9 protein-coding genes are annotated in these 8616 nt (G+C 42.7%); 3 read left to right on the top strand and 6 right to left on the bottom strand.

Annotated elements, in window-relative coordinates; genetic code table 11:
• Window positions 1-401: 401 nt before the first annotated feature.
• Genes D0T66_RS15210 through D0T66_RS15195 form a run of 4 tightly spaced genes read right to left on the bottom strand, consistent with a single transcriptional unit; the run spans window position 402 to window position 3392 of the window.
• The gene (locus tag D0T66_RS15210; RefSeq protein WP_163358153.1) at window positions 402-1238 is read right to left on the bottom strand and encodes a GIN domain-containing protein; all 837 of its coding nucleotides are present in this window, start codon (window positions 1236-1238) and stop codon (window positions 402-404) included.
• 6 nt (window positions 1239-1244) lie between these two features.
• Window positions 1245-2309 (bottom strand): DUF4097 family beta strand repeat-containing protein, encoded by a 1065-nt coding sequence (locus tag D0T66_RS15205; protein WP_163358152.1) that lies wholly within the window; start codon window positions 2307-2309, stop codon window positions 1245-1247.
• Between the two features lie 13 nt (window positions 2310-2322).
• A complete protein-coding gene (locus D0T66_RS15200; RefSeq protein WP_163358151.1) occupies window positions 2323-2862 on the bottom strand; it encodes a hypothetical protein in 540 nt (179 codons plus the stop codon).
• Window positions 2862-3392, bottom strand: coding sequence for an RNA polymerase sigma factor (locus D0T66_RS15195; RefSeq protein ID WP_163358150.1), 531 nt, complete (start codon window positions 3390-3392; stop codon window positions 2862-2864). The genes D0T66_RS15200 and D0T66_RS15195 overlap by 1 nt, the downstream gene beginning before the upstream one ends.
• Before the next feature lie 253 nt (window positions 3393-3645).
• On the opposite strand from D0T66_RS15195, the gene D0T66_RS15190 reads away from it, so the two are divergent.
• The 3 genes from D0T66_RS15190 to D0T66_RS15180 are packed head-to-tail and all read left to right on the top strand — an operon-like array spanning window position 3646 to window position 4833.
• Window positions 3646-3867, top strand: coding sequence for a ferredoxin family protein (locus D0T66_RS15190; RefSeq protein ID WP_163358149.1), 222 nt, complete (start codon window positions 3646-3648; stop codon window positions 3865-3867).
• A 26-nt stretch (window positions 3868-3893) separates the two neighbouring features.
• A complete protein-coding gene (locus D0T66_RS15185; RefSeq protein WP_163358148.1) occupies window positions 3894-4280 on the top strand; it encodes a hypothetical protein in 387 nt (128 codons plus the stop codon).
• The gene (locus D0T66_RS15180) at window positions 4264-4833 is read left to right on the top strand and encodes an RNA polymerase sigma factor (RefSeq protein WP_163358147.1); all 570 of its coding nucleotides are present in this window, start codon (window positions 4264-4266) and stop codon (window positions 4831-4833) included. The genes D0T66_RS15185 and D0T66_RS15180 overlap by 17 nt, the downstream gene beginning before the upstream one ends.
• A gap of 39 nt (window positions 4834-4872) precedes the next feature.
• Here D0T66_RS15180 and D0T66_RS15175 read toward each other — a convergent pair whose 3' ends face one another.
• Together D0T66_RS15175 and uvrA are read right to left on the bottom strand one after the other, a co-directional pair.
• Window positions 4873-5538 (bottom strand): macro domain-containing protein, encoded by a 666-nt coding sequence (locus D0T66_RS15175; protein ID WP_163358146.1) that lies wholly within the window; start codon window positions 5536-5538, stop codon window positions 4873-4875.
• Between the two features lie 186 nt (window positions 5539-5724).
• Complete coding sequence (gene uvrA / locus D0T66_RS15170) at window positions 5725-8529, bottom strand: excinuclease ABC subunit UvrA (RefSeq protein ID WP_163358145.1); 2805 nt, start codon at window positions 8527-8529, stop codon at window positions 5725-5727.
• Window positions 8530-8616: the final 87 nt, after the last annotated feature.

The raw sequence follows: 8616 nt of genomic DNA, 5'->3' as shown, positions 1-8616 counted from the left end.
CAGTTCGCAAGTTATCTCTTGTAACTCGTAACTGTGCGAAGCACGAAGTAACTGCCCGTAGGGCGAAGTAACTTTTTTTTCTAAAATTCTTATATGAAAATTTGGATAATCGCCCGAAAAACGTTATATTACGTGTGTGTGTGTGTGTGTGTGTGTGCCTATTATCTCACCAATGAACATATTGATAAGACGAAAGTTGAATAGAAAAATAAGGTGTTTTTGTTCCATTATCCGTATAGATATTAACCCTGTTACATTTGACAAAGAAAGGGATATTTTGCTGTTTATCCAAAAATATATATCCTATTTTTTCTTTTTCGAAAGAAAGAGATAAAAAAACACCGCAGATTATTACTTGTTACGGTAACAACCTGCAGTGATATAAAAATAACCAGAAAATTTTATTTCTTTACATCTGATCCTTTAGAAGTATTGATCTCGATAGTATTGTAAGACAGATTTTTGATATTGGCATCCGAAGCCCCGCTACATGCAAGGTTCACTCCATCGACTTTTCCGCTCAGGACAACATCGCTTCCACCAGTCGCATTGGCACTCACTTTCCCCGAATCAACAAAATTCAGTGTTGCATCAGACCCACCTGAGGCGGATAGCTCTCCGTTTTTTGTCTTTATTTTCTTTATTATACAATCCGAACCGCCTGATATTGTTATAGCAGCAGAATTGCTTGCTTCCAGATTATCGATTTTTGTATCACTCGCACCCGAAGCGTTCAAGTTAATTTTATCCTTCAGGGTGATCTCTTTTCCGTCAAAATCGCTTGCCCCCGAAATATTGATGTTAACAGAGCGGGCTGATAGGTGACTGATCTTCGTATCACTTGCACCCGAAGCATTCAATTGGAAATCGGTGTCCATTTCCATTTTGGCAGCATAGAAGTCACTTGCACCCGAAATCTGAACTTTGTCCAAAAGAGGAGCCGACAGATATACTTTCCGCTTTTTATTACGTCCCGAGTTATTCCTCAACTCTTCTTTCATTTTCACATAGAGTGTCCCATTTTTTACTTCCGTCGAAAGAAGCCCTATTATACTTTCGTCGGCTTCTACAGTAACCGAAATCTTTTTATCTTGTGTATACTCCACGTCGATAGCATTCGAAACCGATATTTTACTGAACGACTCTACTTTCCGTTCTTCCTTCTTCACCTGTCCGTTGGCTACCCCGACAGATAGCAGGCAAACGAGGGCGATAAATGATGCTTTTACTTTATTCATAGTCTTTTATTTTATTTTTATGTCTGAGTATCTGTTACTTAAATTCATATTCAGGGCAGGGCTTTTCGTTCCTATTTTTCCTGATTTGGAAGATGTGAAATTTTTGACGGAATGTTCGGTATAAGTCGCCTTATGCGTGTTGGAAATGATTAAATCTCCGTGCTTTATCTCCGATTCGAAGGAAGCCGATATGCCCGAAGGCAGTTGGATCGTGATATCGGAATACGCACCTTCTATTTCGACGGATTTTGCTTTGGCCGAAGTAGCAATCGACACATTGCTATAGGCGGCGACCAAATCTATCGAAGATGCTAAGTTACCAATAGTCAGGTTCCCGTATTTTATTTCGCAGTTGATTGTTCCTACTTCGCTGATTTCGAATTTGTTGTACCTCGATTCCGAAGATATATCCATCGAACCTATCTTGCCTAAGATGAAATTATTATATGCCCCTTCGAAATCGAATATCTTGGCTTTGCGGATCGTTACATTCGAGTATGACACCGATAAATCTAACTCCTGCACTTCGCCGATAGTCAGGTTACCATAGCGCAGATTCAGCTTGGGCGTGATATTGCCAAAATCTTCTACATCTAAGTTTCCGTATGATAGATCGGCCTCGAATTCACCTCTGACTTTCGAAATGTTCATATTGCCATACTTCAGCGTAGTTATCAGCGAGACATTTTTAGGCAAGGATAGGATGTAATTGATTTTCAAATCTTTTCCCGAATTCGATGTTTTCACTTTTATGCCTGCTATGCCCATTCCGGAGGTAGTAGAATTAAGTGTTCTGATTTCGAGCGTACTACCATTCATTTTTATTTCGCATGTCGCCTTTGCGTTGTTGTTATCGAAATACTGCACTTCGAGTTCTACATTCTTTGTATTCGATTCGCGCACAACGATGTTTCCATATTTATGGTCTATTTCGACATCCCCGATATCCGAAAACGATTTCTTCTCTGTGCGGTCGGGATTCCGTTCCTCCTTTTCCACATTCTCGGCTTTCAGTTGCATGCCTGCCGAGAGCACAGTTGCCACAATGGCAAATAATATATATCTTTTCATAAGCTTTTTGTTTTTAACAATTTAAATGTGTTCCTAATTTTTCATTTATAAATTCCAGCGCTTGAATATTTCTCTTGTAGTGTTGCACCAGATAGAAGATTGCGAGCTCTTCATTATCAGTCTGTTCTATCTGTTCTACGAACTCCTTATTTTCTGCCAGTATCTTCTCCAAATCCTTCTGTAATTGTATTTTAGTTTCGGGATCAGCATTCTCTATTTTGCACATGATGTCTTCTATCTGGCTTTCCATCTGCCCCTTGTAGAAAGCATTCGTTTGCAGGAATTCGGAATAAACAGTTACCGTTCCGTCACCTGCAGCGCCAGTGATAGTATTTTCCGGCGAAAGAAAATGTATCCCCAGCATAGTTACTATTGCCAGCGATGCAGCCACAGCAGCTATCGTCAGCAGATGGAAACGCTTCGATTTTTTCTCCGGATTCGTCTCCTCTTGCTTGTCGAGCAACGCCCCGAAACGCTCCATGTGCCCGGCAGGCATCTCCTGGTCGTCGAATTCTTCGCGGTGGTCGCGGATATATTTATCTAACTTTTTCATCATGCAGTCTTTAAAATTTCCAACAGTCTTTGCTTAGCCCTCATATATTGTATGCGTACCGTTCCGGCTTTTACATGCAGTATTTCGGATATCTCTTCATGATCATATCCTTCTATCAGGTAAAGGGTAACAATCACCCGTGCGGCATCGGGGAGTTCGGATATGGCTTTTTTTATCTTTTCTACTTTTTCCATCGTGTCCTCCCAATCGTCGTCGTCCTCTTCAATTCCTCCCATATTATTATCCAACTGAACAAAATCGAGCTTTTTAGTCCGAAGCTTGTCGATGGATGCATTGATGGCAATGCGCGTCACCCATGCCACAAAAGGTATATTGTCGTCGTAGTGGTCGAGTCCCGAAAAGACTTTCAAGAAGCTCTCCTGCATCGCATCTTCTGCATCGAATGAATCGTTCAGTATCCGGTAACAGCTATTATAGACCCGCCGGCTGAGCGTTGCATATAAATGCATCTGAGCTTTTCGCTCTTTCTGCCTGCACCGGTTTATAATATCTTTCTCTATCTCGATCATCTACTGTTTTTTTCATTGCTCCATATTATATGACGGTCAAATTTTTGAGGTGTTACAATATTGTCAGTAAAAATAATAAATTATATCGGCAAGCGGAAACTTTATCGCTTATTAGCTGTTCAAAATCAAGAGACTAACATTTTTCCACAATAAAAATAAGTTGCCTTTAAAATATAATTTCGCTGGCTTCGTCTACAATAACAGAAGGTATGTCACAGAAAAATGAGTTATGACCAAATAATATGAATTTAAAATGTTTAGAAAACAAAGCCGAAAGCTTATACCTTTATATATCGCACAGAATGTATGTATCGGTTGTGAATATTGTGTCGAAGTGTGCCCGACTAAGGTACTCGGGCTGACGTATACGGAATACGACAGCTATGCTACGATCGAATATCCGTCTCAGTGCAGCGGTTGCCGGATGTGCGCGCAGATTTGCCCGGTGAAAGCAATCGAAATATTACGAAAATAGTATCAACAACTAAAAACGAAATAGAAATGAACAAGAAAAGAAAATTTTTACATATCCTTATATTTATTGCTGTCTTTGCTGCCGCGGTAGCCGTAGTGATGTTATTGTGGAACGCCCTTGTGCCTGCCATTATCGGATGGGGAAGTATCACCTATTTGCAGGCTGCCGGATTGATGGTTCTTTGCCGCCTGTTATTCGGCGGGCTGGGACGTAAACATCATGGTTGGGGATGTAGGGATCACCACCATCGTCATGACAGGCACGAACATTTCCATGAATTGCGCGAAGCGATGAAAGGCATGTCTCGTGACGAGCGCCGCGAATTTATCCGCGAACGGATGAAATATGCGTCCTGCGAAAAGCGGGAAAGACCTTCTCAGCACAAAGAAGAGCAGCATGACAGCGGAGAATAAAGCGTCTCTTCATAACCAGAAAATTTCGGAGATATACGATAAATATCATTCGCCGCTGAAAGGCTTCATCTCGAAGCGCGTTTCGTCTAAGGAGGATAGCGAAGATATATTGCAGAACGTATTCTATCAGTTGAGTAAGATAGACTTCGAAGAGAATCCGGTCGAGAAAATCTCGGCCTGGTTATATGCTGTCGCGCGCAACCAGATAATCGACCGCAGCCGGAAACGACGCGAGGTAGAGCTGCCGCACACGCAGGATAGCGACGGGGAAGGCTTTATCCGCTCGCTGACCGAAATGATTCTCGAGTCCGATTCACCCGAAGACGAATATATCAAGGCCGCTATTTGGGAAGAGATAGAAAGTGCCCTGTCGGAACTGCCTGATAACCAGAGCGAAGTTTTTCGGCTGAATGAACTGGAAGGTTTTTCGTTCAAAGAAATTTCCGAAGCCACAGGCGTCTCCATCGGCACCTTGATTTCGCGGAAGCATTATGCCGTCCTGCATCTGCGCAAACGGCTGGCGGAATTGTATGATGATTTGTTGAAGGATTGAAGGTTATTCTTTTGGAGAATCAACGTTTAATATATTCCGTTAATTCTCTTTGTAGTTATGTATGAATTGAAACGATTTTTCTAAAGTAGAGCCCCCTATTCCTTTAACAGTTAAAAGCCTACTTAAACTCCTGATTCTATCATCTTCCAACGCTAATTTTATTTTTCGGACAAAGTCTATTCGTAAAGCAGACTTTTGAGCAAGCTCTTTTTCAGGAATCTTATTCCATAAAGCTTTAAAGCGAATGAACAAATCATCATAAGCCAGTGGATCATAATGATAAATTTCAATGTTGATATCACATTGCGTTAGATATTTTTTCATTATATCCAAAGATATATTTTCAGGAATACCGCCATTACTTGCTCCTAATAACGGAAAAGCAATTGAAGTAATTCCTCTTTCTTTATAAGTTTCTAAAAAATTCTGCAATCCTTTTTCTAAGTATTCACATTTACTTTCATACTTCCAATGATATTTGGTTGGAAAATTCATAATCCATTTATCTTCAGATTTATAAAGCCAAAGCATTCCAATATTTATCTTTTTATCTTTACAAAGATCAACATAACGTTTGTACATAATAGGATAACGCAATCTGCATTCATATGCAATTCCTGCTCCCATAATACCTACACAATTAATTGTATTAACTATTGTTTGGCATTTTGTAGTGAAAATATTACCTTTTATAATCTTTATCATAAGCTAAATATAGAAAATCTTCAAATCTATAGTTATCATTTATATTGCTTAATCAATATTTCGAAAATATAAATTTGGATTTACTTCTACTTCTATATTTGAAAAATTATTCAGTTCAGAAATAATAAATCGTTTTGTATATTCATTATTGCAAAATACTGTCTGAATTGCAACCACCGGAACACTTTATCCTTTCATTCCCAACTTCTCTCTTAAAAATCTACCCGTGTGCGATTCTTTGCATTTGGCTATCTTCTCGGGCTTACCTTCGCATACGATGTTTCCTCCGGCTTTTCCGCCTTCCGGACCTATATCTATCACATGGTCGGCACACTTGATAACCTCCATGTTGTGCTCGATAATGACAATCGTATGCCCTCTTTCCACAAGAGCATCGAAAGCCTTTAATAAAGTTTTTATATCGTGGAAGTGCAATCCTGTGGTCGGCTCGTCGAAGATAAAGAACGTAGGCTCCGGCTTCTCGTCCGCTAAGTGGTATGCCAACTTCACCCGTTGATTTTCACCACCCGAAAGCGATGAAGAAGACTGTCCGAGTTTGACGTAGCCTAACCCTACATCCTGCAACGGTTTCAGGCGTTTGGTGATTTTCTTTTCGAAGCTCCCCTTGCCTTTCCCGAAGAATGCGATAGCCTCGTCAATGGTCATTTCCAATACGTCGTAGATGCTGGCATCCTGATATTTCACCTCGAGAATATCCTGTTTGAAGCGCTTGCCTTTACAAGCCTCGCATTCGAGGGTAACATCCGCCATAAACTGCATCTCGACCGTGATAAAACCTTCTCCCGTACACTCCTCGCATCGTCCGCCTTCCATATTGAAGGAGAAAAATGCCGGCGTATAATGCATCTGCTTGGAGAGTTGCTGTTCGGCAAAGAGCTTGCGTATTTCGTCGTATGCTTTGATATACGTTACAGGATTCGAACGCGACGAGCGCCCTATCGGATTCTGGTCGACCATCTCGATATTCTTTATCAGACGCAGGTCGCCATCCATCGAATCGAATTGTACAATCTGGTCGCCCTTGTCCAGGTAGTAATGCTGCATAGCCGTGTACAAGACATCGCATACGAGCGACGACTTACCCGAACCGCTGACACCCGTCACCACCGTCATCACATTCAGCGGGAATTTGACGTCGATGTTTTTCAGGTTGTTTTGGCGGGCGCCGTGTATTTCGATGTAATTATTCCATTTGCGGCGATGTTTCGGGACAGGAATAATATCTTCACCATTCAGATAGCGAACCGTATAGCTGTCGGTTCCTTTTTCCAATCCTGCCATATCCCCCTGATAGATAACTTCTCCGCCATGCGTACCGGCGTCGGGGCCTATATCGATAATGTAGTCGGCAGCGCGGATAATCTCCTCATCATGCTCTACCACAACAACCGTATTTCCCAACTCCGTCAGGTCGCGAAGGACGTTGATAAGCAAATCCGTATCGCGCGAGTGAAGCCCTATACTCGGTTCGTCCAGAATATACAACGAACCCACCAAGCTGCTGCTGAGTGCAGTAGAGAGGCTGATGCGCTGCGTTTCGCCACCCGAAAGGGTATTCGATAAACGGTTGAGCGTAAGGTAGCTTAGCCCTACATTCATCAGGTATTTCACACGCATCCTGATTTCTAAAAGCAGGCGGCGAGCAATTTTATTTTCAGTTTCGTTCAGTTCCAATTGGTCGAAAAAGCGCTGCAATTCGGCGATAGGCATCAATACCAAATCGGCAATGGACTTATCTCCCACTTTCACATAAAGCGCTTCCGGTTTCAGGCGCGAGCCTTTACACTTCGGGCAGGTTGTTTTGCCCCGATAGCGTGCAAGCATCACGCGGTATTGTATTTTGTACTGGTTTTCCTCCACCATTTTGAAGAAGTCGTCGATACACGGAACTCCCTCTGCACCGCGCCAAAGCAGGTCTTTCTGCTCTTCCGTCAGGTCGTTATAAGGGCGGTGGATAGGAAACTTGAATTTGCCGGCATTCTGGATAAAGGCCTTTTTCCATTCTCCCATTTTTTCGCCGCGCCAGCAAAGCACCGCATCGTCGTAGATGGAAAGGCTTTTATTGGGGATGACTAAATCTTCGTCTATACCCAACACTTTTCCGTAGCCTTCGCACTGAGGGCATGCACCCACAGGGCTGTTGAAGCTGAACATCAGGTCGCTCGGTTCTTCGAACTTCATGCCGTCCATCTCGAAGCGGTTGGAATAGTCGAATACTTCCGGCTCTTTCCCCTCGGGATAGAAACGGACAATACATTCGCCATTCCCTTCGAAGAAAGCAGTTTCGAGCGATTCGGCAAAACGGTTGATGTTGGCTGTATCGTTGTCGCAGGTCAGGCGGTCGATAACCAATAAAGCCTTATCGAGGTCTAACGTGCGTTTTTTGTCTTTCAGTATATCTTCTATATGCTCGGTTTGCCCGTCAACTTCTATACGCGAAAAACCTTCCTTGAAAAGCATATCGAGTTGCTGAGCGACATTCCTTCCGTCGCGCAGGATGATTTTTGTCAGCAACATGATGCGTGTCTGCGGCGGATAAGTCAGCATCTGGTCTACCACATCGGCTACGTAATGCCTTTTCACCTCTTTGCCCGAAATGGGGGAAATCGTTTTTCCTATCCGTGCAAAAAGCAAACGCAGGTATTCATACACCTCGGTAGTTGTGCCGACAGTCGAACGCGGATTGCGTCCTCCTACCCGTTGGCGGATAGCAATGGCCGGCGGGATGCCTTTGATGTAGTCACATTCGGGTTTGTGCATACGTCCCAAGAACTGGCGCGCATAAGACGACAAGCTTTCCACATAGCGGCGCTGCCCTTCGGCATAAAGCGTATCGAAGGCAAGGGATGATTTTCCCGAGCCGGACACACCGGTTATCACAACGAACTTGCCACGTGGGATTTCGAGGTCTACATTTTTGAGATTGTTGACACGAGCCCCCTTTATAAATATACTTTTCGATTCAGCCATATATTTCAGAAAAATGGCTACAAAATTACACAATAAATCCCAGATTACCTTGTGCAATAACAAAAACTAACATATTACGGAGAGCTC

It is taken from the genome of Dysgonomonas sp. 25, assembly GCF_010501075.1.
Taxonomy (GTDB): domain Bacteria; phylum Bacteroidota; class Bacteroidia; order Bacteroidales; family Dysgonomonadaceae; genus Dysgonomonas.
The sequence above is the reverse complement of the archived record's forward strand: the minus strand, read 5'-3'. Positions and strand labels throughout refer to the sequence as shown.

Excerpts from the sequence above, each read along its gene's own strand:
- D0T66_RS15210 (WP_163358153.1), bottom strand. The coding sequence starts at position 1,238 with ATGAATAAAGTAAAAGCATCATTTATCGCCCTCGTTTGCCTGCTATCT.
- D0T66_RS15205 (WP_163358152.1), bottom strand. The coding sequence starts at position 2,309 with ATGAAAAGATATATATTATTTGCCATTGTGGCAACTGTGCTCTCGGCA.
- D0T66_RS15200 (WP_163358151.1), bottom strand. The coding sequence starts at position 2,862 with ATGAAAAAGTTAGATAAATATATCCGCGACCACCGCGAAGAATTCGAC.
- D0T66_RS15195 (WP_163358150.1), bottom strand. The coding sequence starts at position 3,392 with ATGATCGAGATAGAGAAAGATATTATAAACCGGTGCAGGCAGAAAGAG.
- D0T66_RS15190 (WP_163358149.1), top strand. The coding sequence starts at position 3,646 with ATGTTTAGAAAACAAAGCCGAAAGCTTATACCTTTATATATCGCACAG.
- D0T66_RS15185 (WP_163358148.1), top strand. The coding sequence starts at position 3,894 with ATGAACAAGAAAAGAAAATTTTTACATATCCTTATATTTATTGCTGTC.
- D0T66_RS15180 (WP_163358147.1), top strand. The coding sequence starts at position 4,264 with ATGACAGCGGAGAATAAAGCGTCTCTTCATAACCAGAAAATTTCGGAG.
- D0T66_RS15175 (WP_163358146.1), bottom strand. The coding sequence starts at position 5,538 with ATGATAAAGATTATAAAAGGTAATATTTTCACTACAAAATGCCAAACA.
- uvrA (WP_163358145.1), bottom strand. The coding sequence starts at position 8,529 with ATGGCTGAATCGAAAAGTATATTTATAAAGGGGGCTCGTGTCAACAAT.